At 55.9% G+C, this 17,748-nt stretch carries 15 protein-coding genes and 1 tRNA gene; 6 read left to right on the top strand and 10 right to left on the bottom strand.

The genetic code is table 11. The features are described 5' to 3' along the window. Positions 1-49 precede the first annotated feature (49 nt). The 6 genes from AC2FJ6_RS11475 to AC2FJ6_RS11450 all read right to left on the bottom strand — a co-directional run bounded on the left by AC2FJ6_RS11475 (position 50) and on the right by AC2FJ6_RS11450 (position 7,568). On the bottom strand, positions 50-1,021 hold the full coding sequence (locus tag AC2FJ6_RS11475; protein ID WP_170773968.1) for an alpha/beta fold hydrolase: 972 nt from the start codon (positions 1,019-1,021) through the stop codon (positions 50-52). Between the two features lies 1 nt (position 1,022). Continuing rightward, a complete protein-coding gene (locus tag AC2FJ6_RS11470; RefSeq protein WP_170773970.1) occupies positions 1,023-2,495 on the bottom strand; it encodes a flavin-containing monooxygenase in 1,473 nt (490 codons plus the stop codon). 104 nt (positions 2,496-2,599) lie between these two features. Beyond that, positions 2,600-5,020, bottom strand: coding sequence for a GcvT family protein (locus AC2FJ6_RS11465; protein ID WP_170773972.1), 2,421 nt, complete (start codon positions 5,018-5,020; stop codon positions 2,600-2,602). 106 nt (positions 5,021-5,126) lie between these two features. Continuing rightward, complete coding sequence (locus tag AC2FJ6_RS11460; RefSeq protein WP_170773974.1) at positions 5,127-5,372, bottom strand: hypothetical protein; 246 nt, start codon at positions 5,370-5,372, stop codon at positions 5,127-5,129. A gap of 47 nt (positions 5,373-5,419) precedes the next feature. Then, a complete protein-coding gene (locus AC2FJ6_RS11455) occupies positions 5,420-6,574 on the bottom strand; it encodes an aromatic ring-hydroxylating oxygenase subunit alpha (RefSeq protein WP_170773976.1) in 1,155 nt (384 codons plus the stop codon). 88 nt (positions 6,575-6,662) lie between these two features. Continuing rightward, positions 6,663-7,568, bottom strand: a complete 906-nt coding sequence (locus AC2FJ6_RS11450; protein ID WP_170773978.1) for a LysR substrate-binding domain-containing protein — start codon at positions 7,566-7,568, stop codon at positions 6,663-6,665. Positions 7,569-8,114: 546 nt separating this feature from the next. Here AC2FJ6_RS11450 and AC2FJ6_RS11445 point away from each other — a divergent pair. Both AC2FJ6_RS11445 and AC2FJ6_RS11440 read left to right on the top strand, forming a co-directional pair. Beyond that, entirely contained in the window at positions 8,115-9,935 is a 1,821-nt protein-coding gene (locus AC2FJ6_RS11445) for a BCCT family transporter (protein ID WP_170773980.1), read from the top strand. A gap of 595 nt (positions 9,936-10,530) precedes the next feature. Continuing rightward, the gene (locus tag AC2FJ6_RS11440) at positions 10,531-11,037 is read left to right on the top strand and encodes a hypothetical protein (RefSeq protein WP_170773982.1); all 507 of its coding nucleotides are present in this window, start codon (positions 10,531-10,533) and stop codon (positions 11,035-11,037) included. A 9-nt stretch (positions 11,038-11,046) separates the two neighbouring features. Here AC2FJ6_RS11440 and AC2FJ6_RS11435 read toward each other — a convergent pair whose 3' ends face one another. The 4 genes from AC2FJ6_RS11435 to AC2FJ6_RS11420 form a co-directional block, all read right to left on the bottom strand. Further along, positions 11,047-12,120 (bottom strand): acyltransferase family protein, encoded by a 1,074-nt coding sequence (locus tag AC2FJ6_RS11435; RefSeq protein WP_170773984.1) that lies wholly within the window; start codon positions 12,118-12,120, stop codon positions 11,047-11,049. Positions 12,121-12,692: 572 nt separating this feature from the next. Next, positions 12,693-13,799 (bottom strand): DGQHR domain-containing protein, encoded by a 1,107-nt coding sequence (locus AC2FJ6_RS11430; protein ID WP_496669080.1) that lies wholly within the window; start codon positions 13,797-13,799, stop codon positions 12,693-12,695. Continuing rightward, positions 13,796-14,653, bottom strand: a complete 858-nt coding sequence (locus AC2FJ6_RS11425; protein ID WP_496669078.1) for a hypothetical protein — start codon at positions 14,651-14,653, stop codon at positions 13,796-13,798. Before AC2FJ6_RS11425 ends, AC2FJ6_RS11430 begins: the two co-directional genes overlap by 4 nt. A gap of 481 nt (positions 14,654-15,134) precedes the next feature. Then, a tRNA-Thr gene (locus AC2FJ6_RS11420) sits at positions 15,135-15,209 on the bottom strand. An 83-nt stretch (positions 15,210-15,292) separates the two neighbouring features. On the opposite strand from AC2FJ6_RS11420, the gene AC2FJ6_RS11415 reads away from it, so the two are divergent. The 4 genes from AC2FJ6_RS11415 (at position 15,293) to AC2FJ6_RS11400 (ending at position 17,746) form a co-directional block, all read left to right on the top strand. Next, on the top strand, positions 15,293-15,448 hold the full coding sequence (locus AC2FJ6_RS11415; RefSeq protein WP_170773985.1) for a hypothetical protein: 156 nt from the start codon (positions 15,293-15,295) through the stop codon (positions 15,446-15,448). Between the two features lie 6 nt (positions 15,449-15,454). After that, positions 15,455-16,723 (top strand): UDP-N-acetylglucosamine 1-carboxyvinyltransferase, encoded by a 1,269-nt coding sequence (murA, locus tag AC2FJ6_RS11410; protein ID WP_170773987.1) that lies wholly within the window; start codon positions 15,455-15,457, stop codon positions 16,721-16,723. Further along, complete coding sequence (locus AC2FJ6_RS11405; RefSeq protein WP_170773990.1) at positions 16,720-17,196, top strand: DUF2948 family protein; 477 nt, start codon at positions 16,720-16,722, stop codon at positions 17,194-17,196. The genes murA and AC2FJ6_RS11405 overlap by 4 nt, the downstream gene beginning before the upstream one ends. 79 nt (positions 17,197-17,275) lie before the next feature. Next, positions 17,276-17,746 carry a GNAT family N-acetyltransferase gene (locus AC2FJ6_RS11400; protein ID WP_237217487.1) on the top strand — a complete coding sequence of 157 codons (471 nt, stop codon included), beginning with the start codon at positions 17,276-17,278 and terminating at the stop codon, positions 17,744-17,746. The last annotated feature ends 2 nt before the right edge of the window (positions 17,747-17,748 follow it).

Below are 17,748 nucleotides of genomic sequence, written 5' to 3'. Positions count from 1 at the left end.
GGGTCAAGAGGGAAATCTCCCTGAAACCGGATTCTTTTTGTGCCGGGCCTCAACCGGTTTCGGATGCGGATTGGTTCGGGTTGACAGCGCCTTCTGCGATGCTGCGGATAAAGGTGGCGCATGCGTCGGGCGCGGTGATCAGGATCATGTGGCCCAACCCTTCGATCTGTTCGTTGGTCAGACCATATTGCGTCATCGGCGCGCCGTGGGCAGTGGGGGACAGGATGGCGTCCTGTGCGCCGTATAGAATGCCTCCGGGTACTTTGAGGTCTGGATAGCGGGCCACTTGTGCCTCAAGGCTATCGTCTATGCCGACAACGTCCTGAGAGGCGGTGATGAAGGCTGATGGTCGCAGACCCAATGCGCCGCCGGCGCGGTCCAGGAAATCATCCGGTGCCGGTTCGGGGTCGAAGACAGCGCTGAGAGCATGAGGGGCGGTCTTGGCGGCCATGGGGACGGCAATCGTATTACCGATGAAATTGCGCAACCATTCGGTCCGAATTTCGAGCGGTTTGAACACGGGCGGCGGGCCGGGCATCACCTGCGTCAGCGGAGCCAGAAGCGCCAGTGCCTTGACCTTTTCAGGGTAATCCAGCGCCATCGCCAGAGAAACCGCGCCGCCCAGCGAATGGCCGACCAGAACCGGGTCGGACACGCCCTTGATATCCAGAAACTCCTGGATCATGCGGCCCTGTTCGGGCAGGCGCCCCAGATCGGCGGACTCGCGGGTTGAATACCCGCATCCGGGCCGATCGACAGCGATGACATGGTAGTCATCCGCGAGCATATCCACCAACGCATAAGTATAGTGCTGAAGCTGCCCGGTGAGGCCGTGGATCAGGACAAGGCTCTGATTGGATGGATCGCCTTTTTCGACATAGTGGATGCTGCCGCCGCGCACAGGTTGGATCTGCCCCAGTTGCGGGACACGTCTGCTGCCGTCCCGGGTCAGCTTACGGGTCCACAGGTTCATCGCGCCAAAAAATACAGCAACGAAAAGAACGATAATCAGAAAGGTCATCTCAATGGTCTCCGCTTTGGGATGGGAGGGGGTGGTAATGCTCCAGACCTGATTGGGCCATGCGCTTTTCAAATTCGGACACGGTACCGGGCCAGAGGGTTGTGTTGCGCCCCTCGGCATCCTGATACCACGAAGCGCAGCCACCCGTCTGCCAGATGCTGTCCGTATGCCGGTCTTGCATCTCTTGTTCAAAGGCGGCCTGTCTGGAGGCGTCAGGAGTGATTGCATGCAGACCACCGCGCTGCATCTCGTCCAGAACGCGGCCAATATGGCGGACTTGCGCTTCGATCATCAGAACGACCGAGTTATGCCCCAGCCCGGTATGCGGCCCAAGCAGTATGAAGAAGTTCGGGAATCCGGCAATCGCAGTCCCCAGATTGGCCTGCATCCCCTCGCCCCAGGCGTCGCGCAGGCTCAGCCCATCCGCGCCGGAGATGTTCAGATAGTCGACCATGTCGGTAACGTGAAACCCCGTGCCCCAGATGAGAATATCAGCCTGCGCCTGTGACCCATCGGCGGCGGTGATCTGGTCGCCCTCGATTTTGGTTACGCGATGCGGCACCACCGTCACGTTGTCGCGTGCAAGGGTCGGGTACCAATCGTTCGAGCTAAGGATGCGCTTGCAGCCGATCTGATAGGCGGGGGTCAGCTTTTCGCGCTCGGCCGGATCAGTGATGGCTTTCTCTAAGGCCGTGCGCCACATTTTCATGGCGAAATTGACGGCCCCCTTTTCGCGGCGAAAGACCCGGTGGCGGTATTCGAACACCATGTAGATCAGCTTGCGCCGCAGTTTCGGCAACAAGGGCATGCGCTGGTACAACCTGCGCACCCATGGCGCGATGGGGCCGTCTGGTCGGGGCAGAACATAAGGCGCGCTGCGCTGGTAGATGGTGACCTGCCCGGCCATTTTCGCAATCTCGGGCACGAATTGAACCGCCGAGGCCCCGGTACCAATCACCGCGATCCGTTTACCCGACAAAGGTACTTCGTGATTCCATTGGGCAGAATGAAAGCTGGGGCCAGGAAAACTGTCTGCGCCGGGAATATCGGGGATGTTGGGTACATGCAGCGCGCCGATGGCCGAGGCCAAAATGCGCGCGGACCAGATGTCCCCGCCTTCGGTTTCAACCTGCCAATGGCTGCCATCCCACCGGGCGGATTTCAGTTTCTGCTGGAACTGGCAAAAGTCGTACAAACCTTCATCCTGCGCGACCTTGCGCAGATAGGCCTGAATCTCGGCCCCGCCTGCATAGGCGCGGCTCCAGTCCGGGTTTAGGTGTGTGGCCATGGAATAAAGGTGCGAGGGCACGTCGCACGCGACGCCGGGATAGGTGTTTTCCCGCCATGTGCCGCCGATATCGCTCGCTTTTTCAAGGATCGTGATATCGGTGATCCCGCGCTTGCGGGCCTCAATCGCCATAATCAGCCCCGAGAACCCGGCGCCGACGATCAGCATATCGGTTTTATGTTCCACGCGCCCCGCCCCTCCCAAAACGATCCAAATGGTTGTTTCAGGATATAGGCAGGGTGGGGCGCGTGGATAGGGTCTCGTTAGGTCAGGGGCTGATCACGGTTTGATCAGGCGCGCAGTTTTTCACCTTTTGCGTCGAACGGAGGCTCTTGCAGGATGGTGGCCTTGTGCGGCCGGCCCAGCACCATCACCTCGACCTCATCGCCGGGCTGGGCGTTTTTGACATACCCAAGCGCCAGCGACATGCCGACCGTGTAGCCATAGGTGCCGGACGTTACACGACCGATGCCTTCGCCGCCTTTGAAAATCGGCTCACCACCGGTTGCGTCGGCGTTGGACGCGGTCACGTCGGCCTCATCCAGATGCAGCAGGACCAGTTGTTCGCGGGCGGGGTTTTCAAGCACGTTCTGCGCGGCCTCCTTGTTCAGGAAATCCTTGTCGAACTTGCACAGACGGTCCAGCCCAACCTCGTGCGGCCAGTATTCGGGGCTGTATTCGCGGCTCCACGAGCCATAGCCCTTTTCCACCCGCAGCGACATCAGCGCGCGGCTGCCAACGGGACCTGCGCCGAAGTCTTTGCCCGCTTCCAGCAGCGCCTCATAAAGCTGCGCCTGATCTTCGGTCTTGCAATGTAACTCCCACCCCAGGTCACCGGTGAAGGACACGCGCAGGGCCAGAACTTCGACGCCTGCAAGCTCGATCATCGCCGAACGCATGAACGGGAAATCCTCGGTTGCCAGCGAGGTGTTGGTCAGGCGGTGCAGGATATCACGTGATTTCGGACCGGCGACGTTAAAGCCGCACATCGCTTCGGTGTGGCTTTCGAATGTGGTGCCTTCGGGCAGTGGAACCTGCTTGAAAAAGCGTTTGTGATACCGCTCGGCCATACCCGAGCCGATGATCCAGAATTCGTCCTGGGCCACGCGGGTGACAGTAAAGTCGCCTGCAATCCCACCGCGTTTCGAGATCAGAGGCGTCAGGCAAGAGCGGCCAACCGCCTTTGGCATAGTGTTGGCAAAGACTGCGTTCAGCCAATCCGCCGCGCCGGGGCCTTTGCAGATGTATTTGGCAAAGTTCGAGATATCGATGATGCCCGCACGCTCGCGCAGCATCTTGCATTCTTCGCCCACAGGGGCCCACCAGTTCTGGCGGGTAAAGCCGTTGGTATCCACCGTGCCCGACTCATCCGCGAACCAAAGCGGATGCTCCCAGCCGACATTCAGGCCAAAGACCGCACCCATGGCCTTTTGGGTTTCGTAGATCGGGCGCACGCGGGCAGGGCGGCCTGCGCCGCGCTCCTCGTTCGGGAAGTGAATCGCAAAACGGTGGGCGTATTGGTCGCGCACCTTGGCTTTGGTGAATTCCTTTGTCGCCCAGGTGTCAAAGCGGGCCATGTCCCAGGCGAACATGTCGTATTGGGTTTCGCCTTCGATGATCCACTGCGCGGCTATAAGGCCCATGCCACCGGATTGCGAAAAGCCGGGGATGATGCCGTTGCAGCAGAAATAGCCATCAACTTCGGGCACCGGCCCCATCAAGACATTCGAATCCGGAGACCAGATCATCGGGCCGTTGATGACGCGCTTGATTCCGGCCTCACCTACGGCAGGAAGGCGTTCGATAGCGTTCATCATGTTCTCTTCGATCCGCTCCAGATCGTCGGGGAACAGGTCATGGGCGAAGTCCAGCGGCGTGCCGTCCTCGGCCCAGAACTTCATGTCTTTCTCATAGGCCCCGACCAGCAAACCGTTGCCTTCCTGACGCAAATAGTACTCGCCATCCCGGTCCGAGACCGAGGGCAGGCGGGCGCCATGCGCCTGCACATCCGGCATGGCTTCGGTGACGAAATACTGATGCTCGGTTGGTTGCAGTGGCAGTTCGATCCCAGCCAGTTTGGCGACCTCACGACCCCACAGGCCAGCGGCATTCACCACCCAAGGGGTTTTGATGTCGCCCTTGGGTGTGCGCACGATCCAGGTGCCGTCTTCCTGGTGTTCGGTCGCGGTGACGGGGGTAAAGCGGTGGATCTCGGCACCGCGCTGACGCGCACCCACCGCATATGCATTGGTTACGCCCGACGGGTCCACATTGCCACCATCAGGTTCGAACATTACGCAGCGGATACCATCGTAATTGACCAGCGGGTTCAGGCGTTGGGCCTCTTCAATGCTGATCTCATAGAAGTTCATGCCATAGAGCTTGGCCTTTGCGGCCTGCAGGCGAAGTTGATGTTCGCGCTCTTCGGTCTGCGCCAGATACAGCGAGCCGGGCTGGAACACGCCGCAGCTTTGGCCCGTTTCGGCTTCCAATGCGTTATAAAGGTTCATTGTATAGTGCTGAATGCGGCTGATATTTGTGCTGTCATGCAGCCCGTGGATGTTCGCCGCCGCGTGCCACGTCGAGCCCGAGGTCAACTCATCCCGTTCCAACAGGACGACATCCGACCATCCGAGTTTGGTCAGATGATAGAGGATCGAGCACCCGATCACCCCGCCACCAATCACCACTGCCTGTGCATTCGTTCTCATGTGCCTGCAATATCCAAGTTGGGTTCTTTGCGCTTTCTGTCACCAAGGACGTCGCGCGGACAACGGAGAATAATTTCAATCTGGGTTGAGTTGGTTTAACCTGAGGCTAATCCGAAAAATCCAACCGGTGCGCGCGCCCATGGGCGGCCAGTCTTGCGTTCAGGGTATCTGCCTCGGGCGCGCCAGATTCCAGCGCAAAAACAAACGCATGGGTCAGATAGAAACAGGCCGCGTCGGTGTCCCGCGCGGCCTCGCGTTCGTCTGCAGCCAAGGTGTAATAGCGGATCAGCGCGTCGTGATCATCGCGAGCATGGGCCTCGAGCAGCAGGTGATCCAGCTTGGACTTGTCCATCGAACCTCCGTCGGGACCGGCCATTGAAAACCGACCGGTCCGCAGTTTCAATCCGCGCGACCGTTTTCGATCTGCGTTGCGACCCAATGGTGGAAATTATGCGTCGGTCCGTCCATCGCGGGCGAGAACCGTCCGCCGTCAAACAGAACACCATGGCGACCCTTTTGCATGCCTTCTACAACAAAGACATCCTCTTCGAATACCGTCTTCCAAAGCTGCGCGTTCGAGGCGCGCAACCCGTCATGCTGCGGCGTATCTTCAATGCTTTTTGCGTAGTACAGTTCAATGTGTTCGACGGTGTTTTCCTGATCGACAGGTTCTAACACGATGGCAAAAGCGTGGTCGCGCTGCACGCCCAGCAGAACATTGGGATAAAGAGCGATATATTCGGCACCCTCGTCCCATTTGTCGCTGAGGCCCGGAAAATCTTCGAAAGTTGCCCCATCCTGATCGGTGAGTTGGCGATAAACCAACGTGCCCTGACCGGAATAGTGCCCGCGTGCTTCGATGTTGTAGTGATCTTCCAACCGGGAATAGCTGTTCAGACCGGGATGAACCCACGGCAGGTGATAGCTTTCGCAATAGTTCTCGACCGCCAGCTTCCAGTTTGTCTTGACCTCAAGCTTGAACGAGGACGTCTCGCCGCCGTGATGCACGGGCTGGTCGAACTCCTTCCAGCGCTCAAGAAGAGCGGCGTGGGCGTCTTCGAACGCTGGGGCGTTGCCGTCGACGTTCACAAAGATCACATCGCGCCAGACGTAGGACCGCACGCGGACCAGTCCCAGATCACTGCGGTCAACGTCTTCATGGGTGTTGTGACCGGGTCCGCCCACATGAGGGGTTGCGCGCAGCTCACCCTTCAGGCTGTAGCACCAGCTGTGATAGGGGCAGCGGATCGCGCCTCCGATCTTGCGAGGAGTGTCCACCAGGATCATGCCGCGGTGACGGCAGGTGTTCTGAAATACGCCGATTTCGCCGTCGCGATCGCGTACGATCAGCAGGGGCATGCCCAGAAAGTCCACAGGTTTGGCATCACCCTCCTCGGGTACGTCCTTACCGAAGCCAACCCCGGACCAATTCGCATAAAGAACCGATTTCCGTTCCTCGGCAAAAATTGCAGGGTCGACATAGTGTTCATTCGGCAGACCGTTGGCGATATTCACGTCGGCCAGAACGGAGGACAGAGGGCTATGCTTGTTCATCGGGCTCTCCTAAGATTGGTTTTAACCGTATTGGGGAAGGCGTGCGGGCGTCTCAATATCAGAAAACCTCATCAGAGAGTTATCTGATCTAAACCGAGCCGTCCTCTACCTCTTGCAAGATCCAGTTCTTCAGTGCGCGAGCGCTCTCTGACAACTCGTTGTCGGGGCGCCCAACAAGGTAGAATTGGTTGGGTGCGGTCAACCTATGAGGGCCGATGATGACCAATTTACCCGATTGCAGCATCGGTTGGATCAGCCGTCGCCAACCCAGCGCCAGACCAGCCCCCTTGCGGGCCAATTGCAACGCAACCGAATAGCTGTTCACGCGCGAGTCGATTGGGATCGCGCCATTGTGACCCATTTGATGGAACCATTCCGGCCATGTGGTCCAACTGCGATCATCTGAGTCCAAATGGATCAAGCGCTCGGCGGCGAGGTCTTCCAGTGATGCGTCAACCAGGCGTTCGGCTATGTCCGGGCTGGCTACGGGCACAAGGTGGTCGCGAAACAAGGGGGTGTGTGAGAGGCTTTGATCGCTGTCACGACCATAACGGATGAAGAAATCAATATCGGGCCTGTCGCGAAAAGGCCGGTCCTGCGATAGTTGGTCGACATTTATCTCAGGCTTTTCGCGCCAAAACCGGATCACTGCTGGAGAAAGCCATAATGCAGCAACGGCCGTTGTTGATCCCACTGTCACCTTGCCGATTGCGGCCTGGTCCCGGATTGTCGCCAGTGTCTTGGAGATTTTGGTAAAGGACGACGACAGAGTCTCAAACAGGGCTTTTCCGTCTTCTGTCAGATCCACACCCCGATGCTTGCGTTGGAAAAGGACGGCGTTCAAGTCCCCCTCGAGCGCTTTGATCTGATGGCTGACCGCCCCTGGGGTGACAGACAATTCTTCAGCTGCGTTTTTGAAGCTGAGATGCCGTGCGGCGGCTTCGAAGGCGGATAAGGTGGTAAGGGGCGGAAGGTTATAGTGGCGTCTGGACATGTTGGCTTAAGAATCAGCTTTCGTGGTCGCGTTAGATCATTTCAATCGAGTATTAGTTTATTTGGGGTTGAATGCCAGATTGCCTCGCCAATTAGATGAATTTTACGGTCACGATTTCGGTGGATGTCGCCAAAAACGACAAAAATGTCGGTTCTGTCTAATGTCCCGCACGGGGCACGCTATAGTCGCATTCACCAAATTTATTGGGTCATGCACGCGGTTTCGAGTGTTCTTCAACGGGGCTCAGACAGGCGGGCGAAAAAACAACAGCGAATGCTGACATTCGGAAAATGGCCGAAAGGGAAATTGATGGATTGGCATAGCCTCACCCCCGATTGCCAGATTAAACCACAGGTCAATAGCGATCTGCGGCGTGTTCCACACAACGCAAATCGAATTGTCGGATCAACAGGTGGCGACTGGTGGAAAGCGTGCGGCACGTCCGATCTGGAAAGTTCATTTATCACATAATTGCGAAATCTCTGGGTGAAGCGCGCCGGTCGCGGCAGCTTTCCCCAAAAACGAACGACAACACGGAGGAAGTAGATGTCGATAAAGGACCCGTTTACGGACTTGGACATAAAAACGGCGGATAGCGGTTTTTATGAAAACAACAGCGTACCGATTGCGCTAATCAGTAAAGGCATCATGGTTGCGCTGGTGCTGTGGGCTTTGGTGTTCCCGGCCAATGCCAACAGCACTCTGGGCAGCTGGAACTCTCAAATCTTGGAAGTGTTCAACAGCTTCTACATCATCATCGTTGGCTTGTTTTTCTTCTTCCTGGCGGTCGTTGCGATTCTTCCTTCGACGGGCAAGCGCGTAATGGGTCAGCCAGGCGAAAAGCCCGAGTTCTCGAATTTCTCGTGGTTCTCGATGATGTTTGGCGCCGGTCTGGGTGTGGGTCTGATGGTGTTCGCCACAGCCGAGCCTCTGGGCCTGTGGGGTTCGAACCCCGTTGTGGTTGCGGGCGACGTCCCGGGTAACGTGCCAGATGCTGTGCAGTCGGCTTATCGCTACACCTATCTGCATTATGGTTTCCACGCCTGGGCAATCTATGTGGTGACCGGCCTATCGTTGGCCTACTACGCGTATACACGCAACATGCCATTGACCATCCGCGCGGCGCTGACGCCGCTGTTCGGCAAGCTGATGAACGGCTTCTTGGGTCACGTGGTTGACGTGCTGGGCGTGGTCGCGACCATCTTGGGTGTGTCGGTGACGATCGGGTTTGGCGTAAGCCAATTCATCGATGGGCTGTACGCAATTACCGGTATGGAATGGATTATGGACTTGGGCGGCGAGGTTCCGACACCATCGAAAGTGGGTCTGATCTCGGGTCTGGCTGTCATCATGGGGCTGTCGATCATCTCGGCGGTGTCGGGTGTCGGCCGGGGCGTTAAATATCTGTCGAACCTGAACCTTGTTCTGTCGATCATCCTGCTGGGTACGTTCGTTGTGTTTGGCTCGTTTGTCTTCGCGATGACCACCTATGGTACGGCAATGGTCGACTATATCCTGCACTTCGTATCGCTGAGCTTTGGTGCCTATGGCCCGCTTTCAGCTGAAGCTTTTGCAGCGGCCTTGCCGGCCGAGGCGCAGGCCCATGCGGATGCGCTGATGGGTGGTGCGACGAATGCTTGGGGCAGCTTTGACGGCTTCAAGAGCGGTCTGGAAGGCGCAGCGGCTGAGCTGGATGAAGCGACGCTGGCCGCAGCCTATGCTGCAGGCGAGCAGGGCCGTCAGTTCGGCTGGCAAGCCGGCTGGACCACGTTCTACTGGGCTTGGTGGATCGCCTTCTCGCCCTTCGTGGGCCTGTTCCTGGCGCGCATCTCCAAGGGTCGCTCGGTGCGTGAGTTCATCCTGGGCTGTGTGTTCGCACCGGCGCTGGTTTGCTTTGCATGGATGACCGTTCTGGGTGGTACCGCGATTGATCTGGAATTGGCTGGTGCAGCGGAAGGCGCGATCATCGGTGCGTCGAATACCAACAAGCTGTTCGTGACCCTGTCCTACATGATTGACGGCGGTCTGCTGTCGATGCTGAACGTGATGTGCGTGATCCTGATCATGACCTTCCTGGTGACCTCTGCGGACTCGGGTATTCTGGTTATGAACACGATCATGTCGGGCGGCAGCCAAGAGACTGGCATTAAGCACCGTATCATCTGGGGTCTGATCCTGACGGCTGTGATCGGTACGCTGATCCTGGCGGCTGGTGACAACAACCCGCTGGATGCGCTGCGCAACGCAATGATCATCGGCGCGTTGCCCTTCACCATGGTGATGGGGCTGATGATGGTGGCGCTGGCCAAGGCATTGTTCCGCGACGGTCTGCGCGACAAGAGCGAGGTGGCGCAGGCGGCTGAATAAGCCTCCATTGCTCAAGGTAAGACGCGCCGCCCCAAATTGGGGCGGCGTTTTTCATGTCACGACCTCACTCAAGGCCGTGAAAAAGTGGAACGAAACAGGCGGATGTGCCTGTTGTTGACAGGCGATCTGGCAAAGCAGCGACCTCTGTGGTGCAGCTTTTCAGGCGGTTTCTGAAACTGGTGAAAGATCTGCATGCGGGGGGAGCTGGCCTGCCCTTGGGCGAGTCGGGCTTGGCGGGCGCTCACCCCCTATTCCCGCTCGTACCCCCTCGTTACAACAAAACTGGTCAACTGAATTGCGGGATTGATTATCAGTATCCGGCGAAATGGGCAGAACTATTGTCAGAACATGTCCATTCTAAGAGCCAATTTGGAAACAAATTGCAGATTTGCCTTAATTTGTTGTGCGACATGAAATCTACTTGGTGGGAATTGACCGACGTCTGATGCAGCTAATGTTTGCGTTAAATGCCTTTCTGTGACATTTTCGTGAAGACAGTCATTTAACACTTTAGGGAATTTTTGGCGAAAAATCACAATCGAATGTTTTTGGATGTACCCATGTCTTCAGCAGGAGTTAGAGCTGGAGGACGATTATGAACTTAGGAACCGCTGGTACCGCTGTCCCGTCTGCTTTTATCGCTGCGTCTGTGACGTCGCGCGAGGCACAGATTTGCCGAGCCTCTCAGGCGGCTGAGGCAGCTTTCGAACGGATTGCACAGACAGCGAGGGTCGCCCAAGAGCACCCGACCGAGTTCCAGGATCGGGTGTTTTCGATCTTTCGTTGGTATTTCCTATCGGCCTTTTGTACCCGGCTTTTGTCGGGCGCGGCGCACAGGATGGAACATCAGACTCTTCAGATGTCGATGGATATCATCAGCGCTGTCAAAATGGTTTTGTCCGATCACGAGGTCGAAAAAGCGATGACCCTGGTTCAGAAGGAACAGACCTGCCCGACCGAAGTGCGCGCAAATGGCATTGGTGCACGAGGCCATATGGTGGGCTGGGTCGCGGCAGGATTGCATAAGAAAGGCCGTGACTTTCCCAAAGAGATCGAGAGCGCTCTGGCCGGTGCTTTGGCCGCATCCGGGCGCCTGAACTAGACTGGTTCTTCAGGTCCGGGTTGCGGTTCCGAACGGCAGAGAAAGCGTGCGGTTCAACACTCGATCGGGCACTTTGATCAGCCATTGGAGTCTTGATCCTGTCAGCACTTTACAGAAGACGATTCCGAACACTAGCGCCCCCAGAACCGAAAGCGGGATCACCACCAGCGGCTCGGTAATACCCAAAATTTTGGATAGAATGATGCGCGTCCCTGCCACGGGAAGGAAATGGGTGAGGTAGATATACAGGCTGAAACTTCCGATTGTAACCAACCACTTGGCCTTACCCGCGTTCGAGGCCAGAACTACCGTTCCAATGATTGCCGAGGCGGACAGGGCCGATAGGGAAAAGTAGACCAGAGGAAGTTTCTCGAATCCTCCCGACAGCGCAGCGATGCTGAGCCCGAGGAACCCGATCCACAATGCGATCACCGGTAGCGCGCGCGCCTTGACCGCCGAAGATCTGATCCATTCAGACGCATATACTCCGATCGCGAAATAGACGAACAGCTTGGCCAGTTTATCGGCGATGACGACCACGCCTTCGGGCCAGACATTCAGCAGGAACTGCGCCTGTATGATGGCCGCAAACCCGACAATATAGACCGGGGGAACGCCGCGCAGCAGGCGCAATATTACGAAAGACAGCATGAGGGCGTAGAGAAACCAGATCGTCGGCAGCGGGTCCCAGGGGATTATCAGGATTTCCCACCAATAGGTGGTCGAATTGGTAATAGCGTTCAGTCCAAACCGAAAGGTGAAGATGATCATGGACCACAGAAGGTAGAAATAGAGGAAATAGATCACCTTGCCGCGGATGAACTTGTCTGCGGGGCCGTCGATAGCCTTTTTGGCAAACAGCCCGGCTACCAGAAAGAACAGGGGCATGCGCACGGGATCGAGGCTGTAGTTGAAGGTTCTGACCCATTCGGGGAAGGTCGGGTCGAACCGGAACCCGGCGATAGAATGGTGTAGAACCACGAAAATGATCGTCAGGCCTTTTACCGCATCAATCCAGCCCAAGCGCCCTGCCAATGATTGCGTTGGGGCCGCGTTGCTATTGTCGGAACGAATATCAGTCACTCTTTAACTCCCGAACCTGCAAACAAGGTTACAGAGAAATGCCACCTGAAATGGGAAGCTTATGAACACAATGGCGAAGGGTCCCATGCCGCGTTGGGCCGAGTCAACACTGTTGGTGCCGAGGGCAATTGGCTAGCGGCGCCGCAGCAGCGAGACGAGTATTGAAAATCAGTAATTTGGGAATGGTGCTGCTGGAGAGAATTGAACTCTCGACCTCTCCCTTACCAAAGGAAGTTTTGAGTTATTTTTATTAATAAAAATCAATTACTTAATGGGCGTTTTTCGTGGCGCTGCACAACTTTTGCACACGTTTTTTGAACTGTTTAAGCGCCAAAAAATGAAGGATCTAAGTCTAAATTTTTACATTTAAAAACAATAAATTAAGGGATTTGGCAGTCAACTGGCAGGTCTTTCAGATATGCTCTGCAAACAAAGTCCTGCCGAGAATTCACTCGGTATAGCAACTTTCCACGCCAGAAATACCGATGCTGGCTTTTCGCTAATAGGCACGCAACAGACGATAGAAAACCTAGTGGCATTCTGGAGAAGGAGCTGCTCCTAGAATGCAGCTTTTATAACTCATCTGCGATGCGTTTCATTACCGATCGAAGTGAAACACCTTCGTTGTCTTCCAGCTCGGCGACAATAGAGTCGCGGATACGAACAGCACCGCTTCTGCCACTTAAGCCCTGAAACGGTCCGCTTTTGCCCCAGTCCCAATCCGGTCCGGATTTCAGAATCCTAACCATATCGTCAGGTTTGTATTTGCCATCACCCAACGCTCGGTCGATTACTTCAGCTCCAAGGAAACAAGCACCCCAAAAACCCGCACCGCGTAAGAGGAGGTATTCTTTTGGTTTTTTGAATGCTTCTGGTTGCCACTTCTTGAGGGCGGAAAAGTAGTTTTTGACAACAGCTGCTTGAACATCGCGATCGTCTAGGGCTGTCAGTTTGGTCGGTCGCGAAAACATGTACTCCAGCCCTGTCTTCAGGCTTCGCAGGGGTAAGAAGCGCGTAACGTCTGACTTGCCTCCATCGTAGACCACACCAAAGAATGGGCTGTCAGAGTCATCGCGAAGCTTGTTGGCAATATAGAGCATAGGGTCTCTGCGAGCCAATTCTGTGGCCGAAGACAACCGAAGTTTGATGTTGTCTAGATGGCTGGTGTTCATCCTTCTTTGGTTGTCGTTGATGTCCCTGAAGAGTTTAATCTCTTCATCTTGGGTCATCTTCAGAGCCAAGCAAAAGGATACGACCTTCTCAATCGCTGGATAACCTTCGGTCTTACCATCTGCAAAATGTAGTCTGTGGTTTCCGTCCACTCTAGAGATGTGGATATTGTCCGCTCGCGAGATCGCATCAATATCAATCTCAAGTGTGTGGAGTTTGTTTTTCTTCGTCAACGGCCTCAACACCACGTGAACGTCGTCCCTTAAGGACAAAAAGACTTCTGGCCAAAACGCAAGATCTTCTTCTTGCACGTAACTGTAGGCATCGCGTGCATGTTTGGGGCTTAAATCTCTTTGAGTGCCAGTCGGGTTTGTTTTGGCGTCGTAAATGTCGGGCCTCGACATCTTGGCGAGTTCCGAAAGCTTTGCAAAGCCGCGAGCAACCTTTACACCCAAAACGTCGTCTACCAGCACGTCTAGTTTTATTGGCGAGATCTTGCGTGGGGTCATGCTGCTTTCTCCATGCCTAGAAGTAGTTTCTCGAGGTGCTCCCGCCAAAGCTTGGGATCGTTTTCTGATATGAACTCGGTTTTGGAAAGAACTGACAGTTTAGCCAGGCGAACAATCTTGCTCCAATTTTCGTCGAACCATTCGTGATCCAAAGTGTGACTGCCATGAACAATCTTGCTCCGCCAAGCGTAGAACTTCTTCAAGGTTTTGAATGTGTCGTGCCGTTTTTTCGGATCAGCCTCAGCTAAGATGGCGTTGTACAAAGAAAACTGAAATGAGATTTCAGACTGACTAGCAAACATTGATTCAAGACATATTGCCAGATCGATAATTTTTTCTTCGGGAGAGTTTTTTGCCAACGACGCGTTGAAGCGGCGAAGAGAAATGGCGAACGTTGGGTCTCTATCTATTGCTTTTCTAACGTTCGAATAGATTGCTGATACTTCAGAGGGTTTGGTCCCTTTTCGAATGGCAAAACTATGATCGTCAGCGGCTGCAATTGAGAGGTAGTCATGCACTTCAGTGGCCAGATGAACTTTATTGAAGCGAATAGTGATGGGTTTATGGTGAATAACCGAACCTTTGCTGGAAAATGCATTTAGTGCAAAAGTGCTAGCTAACAGATCGTCAAGGATCGCTTTGTGATCCGGTGGGGTGTTCTGGCAGTCAATAATTATAGACTTTGAGTTCGCCTTGATGAGAGGTGCGTGACCCGGAGACTTCTTCAGAATGGCGCCGAGGTGTTCCGTCCTCAAGGTTCTTACTGAAATCTTATCGCCCAATGTAATCGGCGAAGCTTTGATCAATGTACATGGATGAAGAATCGGGCTTACAACGAAATATTGATTTGGCATATCGCTAGCAATTCAGCACTGGACCAAGATTTAAGTCAAGTCACTCGTTATGGTTGATGGGATTTATCGCCCAACACGCATATGGCATGGTTTGAGTGCTACGGCAACGGTTGCTTTGGGCATTCACCCTAGCTTTAGCGTGCCGTTTTCTTTGGACGTCGATTGCTTCGAAGTCAGCGCCAAAACCCCAGTAGATTTTAGCTAAGTGTGGATTTGCGCACGGAAACCAAACGTTGCCGGGCGCGTGATATATGCCTCCTACAGCTAAAGATTGAACATATCTTGTTTTAGGCACCCTTTTGGGCGCGCAAAATTTGCACCACTTTTGCACACTTTTTTGGTGCAGTTTCCCGCACTTCACCGCGCTTTGCCGCACTTCACAAAATACGGTGAAAGCGAATTTTCGGAAAAATCGGGATCAGGGAAAAAGCTAAAGCCCTTGTTTTACAAGGGTTTTTTGGGTGTGTTTTGGGGGTTTGGATGGTGCTGCTGGAGAGAATTGAACTCTCGACCTCTCCCTTACCAAGGGAGTGCTCTACCTCTGAGCTACAGCAGCGCTGTGGGCGGGTGATTAGACTCAAACGAAACGCGGCGCAAGGGTGTCTGGACGGTTTTTTTCGCCTCCTGTAGAGAAAGATCATGACGGAAAAAAATTCACCAAAAAAACAAGGCAAACCCAGTGATGCGCGCGAAGAGCGGCTGAAGGCCGCGCTGAAGGCAAACATGGCGCGGCGCAAGGCGCAGGCCAAGGCGCGGGCGGTCGCTGGGGGCAAGGCCGATAAGGACGAGGGATAAGAGCAAATGGATTCGATTCTGGTAACGGGTAACGGGCCGCTAAACGGTCAGATCCCGATTGCAGGGGCTAAAAACGCGTGTTTGACGCTGATGCCCGCAACGCTGCTCAGCGATGAACCGCTGACGCTGACCAACGCGCCGCGTCTGAGCGATATCAAGACCATGACCGCCCTACTGCAATCGCTGGGGGCCGAGGTGTCGTCGTTGCAGGACGGGCAGGTGATTGCCATGTCCAGCCATGATCTGACCAGTCAGACGGCGGATTATGACATCGTGCGCAAGATGCGGGCCTCGAACCTTGTGCTGGGGCCTTTGCTGGCGCGGTTCGGGCAGGCGGTCGTGTCGCTGCCCGGTGGCTGTGCGATCGGTGCGCGCCCGATGGATCTGCATGTGGAAGGGCTTGAAGCGCTGGGCGCCGAGATCGAGCTTAAAGACGGATATCTGCACGCCAAGGCCCCCGGTGGGTTGAAAGGCGCGGTGCATGAGATGCGTTTTGCCTCGGTCGGGGCGACTGAGAACATTGTGATGGCGGCCACGCTGGCCAAAGGTACTACCGTCCTGAAAAACGCAGCGCGCGAGCCCGAGATCGTTGATCTGGTCGAATGCCTGCGCAAGATGGGCGCGCAGATTTCAGGCGAGGGGAGCTCGACCATCGAAATTCAGGGCGTCGACCGTTTGCACGGCGCGACCCATCAGGTTGTCACTGACCGGATCGAACTGGGCACCTATATGCTGGCCCCGGCGATCTGCGGCGGTGAGGTCGAGTTGCTGGGCGGGCGGATGCCGCTGATTGCGTCTTTTGCCGAAAAGCTGGAAGCAGCGGGTGTCAGCGTGACGGAAACCGCAAATGGTCTGATGGTCGCGCGCAAGAACGGGCGTGTTCGGTCGGTGGATGTGGTCACGGAACCCTTCCCTGGTTTCCCCACGGATTTACAGGCGCAAATGATGGCGCTGATGTGTACTGCCGAAGGTGTGTCCGTTCTTGAAGAGCGTATCTTTGAGAATCGCTTTATGCACGCCCCTGAACTGGTACGAATGGGGGCCAATATCGAGGTACATGGCGGCACGGCCACGGTAACGGGCGTCGAACGTTTGAAAGGCGCGCCTGTGATGGCGACCGATCTGCGGGCCTCGGTTTCGTTGATTCTGGCCGGTTTGGCGGCCGAAGGTGAGACGACGGTTAGCCGGGTCTATCATCTGGATCGTGGCTATGAACATGTGGTGCGCAAGCTGGAAGGCGTGGGTGCAAAGATTGAACGGATCAAAGGCCAATGACAGACGCAAGTTTCCATGACGGGCGCGAGGCCCCGCTGAATCTTGGTGCCGAGGATGCAGATGACCTGCAGGTGATCTCGACCCTGACACAGGACGCGGTGTTTCCTATAACCGAGATGACTTGGCGGCCATCCCAACGCCGCTTTGGCCTGCTGTTGAACCGCTTTCGGTGGGAGGACAAAGACGCCGCCACCCTGCGCGACCGCCCGTTTGAGCGGGTACAGTCGGTGCTGGTGTTCGACTCGGTGCTGTCGGTGGCAAGTCAGGGGATCGACCGCAGCGACAAGGATATGGTGATGTCCCTCTTGTCGATTGATTTTGAGCCGGGCGAAGATGGGGCGGGCCGCGTGGTGCTGACTCTGGCCGGGGATGGCGCGATCCGATTACTGGTCGAGGCTGTGGATGTGTCCCTCAAGGACGTCACGCGGCCCTATCAGGCACCGTCTGGGCAGGCGCCGCATCATCCGGAATAAACGGGGCATAGCGCAAGCGTTTTCCGGGCCTTCCACAGGCCTGGTTTTGCGCCGTGCGACCGTGTTCGATGTGTTCCAGATGAGCCGCGCTCTGATCCGCTCGATCACCTATCTTTGTGCGGCAGACCATCACAAGCAGCCCGCGCTGCTGGCGGCTTGGACGGCCAACAAGGACCCTCAGACGATCCGACGCTGGATACAATCCGGCGCCCAGCTTTGGCTGGCCGAGATTGACGGGCAGGTGGCCGGGGTCGGCGGGCTGCACAACCGTTCGGAAGTGTCGCTGCTCTATGTCGATCCAGCCTATGTGCGGCGTGGTGTCGGCTTGGCTCTGTTGATCCGGCTGGAAAGTGAACTGGTAGATCAAGGGTGTGCAGTGGCACATGTTTATGCCACTGCGACGGCACGGGAATTTTATCGCCGGTTCGGTTGGAAGGACGCGGGTGAGGCCGAAGAATGGCAGGGCGTCCTGCAATATCCGATGCGCAAATCGCTGCACCCGACCGACGAAGGGTTGAGGCCCTTCCCCTCGGGCGATATGTCCCGATGAAA

It is taken from the genome of Ruegeria sp. CDSA089 (assembly GCF_059612205.1).
Note: the sequence above shows the minus strand (reverse complement) of the source record. Positions and strands in the feature narration are given on the sequence as shown.